The organism is Halorubrum sp. C191 (assembly GCF_002727095.1).
Taxonomy (GTDB): Archaea; Halobacteriota; Halobacteria; order Halobacteriales; family Haloferacaceae; genus Halorubrum; species Halorubrum ezzemoulense.
Window position 1 is genome coordinate 1 of sequence record NZ_NHNZ01000229.1, and the last position, 877, is coordinate 877.

The 877-nt window shown below is 55.6% G+C and carries 1 protein-coding gene; it reads right to left on the reverse strand.

Annotation, left to right across the window (positions count from 1 at the left end; all coding sequences use genetic code 11):
• Window positions 1–332 precede the first annotated feature (332 nt).
• Window positions 333–821 carry a hypothetical protein gene (locus tag Z052_RS19080; protein ID WP_094520271.1) on the reverse strand — a complete coding sequence of 163 codons (489 nt, stop codon included), beginning with the start codon at window positions 819–821 and terminating at the stop codon, window positions 333–335.
• Between the last annotated feature and the right edge of the window lie 56 nt (window positions 822–877).

The window sequence follows — 877 nt, forward strand, 5'->3', positions numbered from 1 at the left end:
TTCGATTGCGTGGGCCTGTGGGCCGAGCGTCGAACGTGTTTGAGAACCGTGCGGCGCTGTATCCCCTCCCTACTCACTCGCTTCGCTCGTTCGTTGAGGAAGGGGCCTTAGCGCCTCAATTCAGGTAAATCGATGTATTCACTCGCGGGTGAGCGCGTACTCCGATCACACAGCTTCTCGCCGAGCAACTCCTGACGAGGGGAATAGGTCGACCTGCCGACTGGTTCTGCTTTCAGGTCGACGATATGGTCGACAGTCCCTATCTGACTGACTTCGATAACAAATCGCTCCAGTATCTCCGTCTCTGAATCGGTCATGGTTTTGGTAGTCTGTTATTCGACATCACTCGGAAGGATTCCATACGTTCTGGCGACCGAGACGATCTCTTCGCGGAACTCCTCGAACTCCTCACCGTGCGAGTCCGCGAGTGTTTCCACCTCGTCAGAATATGCCTCGCGGATCGCTCTCGCTTCGGCCCGCCCCTCGACGGTCGGTTTCCAGAGGGTTGTCGTGCCATAGTCCCCTGATTCGAACGACGGCCCAGATCGCTCGCGTTCTCCGACACACTCGACTAATCCCCGTTCTTGCAGTGTTTGAAGCGCGGTTTCGACTTCAGGTCCGAACTCCGAATCCATCGAGAGAAGCTCTTCGAGTGGCGGCTCTTCGGATCCACCTTCTGTCGTGATTCCGTCGAGTTGCGTACAGGCTACAACGAGGTCGTCAGTCGTCTTTTCGACGCCAGCGTAATCGTGTTTGTATCGTCTGTCGTGGGTAGTGAGTTGATCGATGAGTAACCGCTCGATCCACGTCTCGGTTTGCATGTCTGTATCCTACGATCGGAATCAACAAAGCGCGCTCTTCAGTAGACTGGCGGAAC

What these genes read in the sequence shown, in the direction of transcription:
- Z052_RS19080 (WP_094520271.1), bottom strand. Translation starts at nt 821, where the DNA reads ATGCAAACCGAGACGTGGATCGAGCGGTTACTCATCGATCAACTCACT.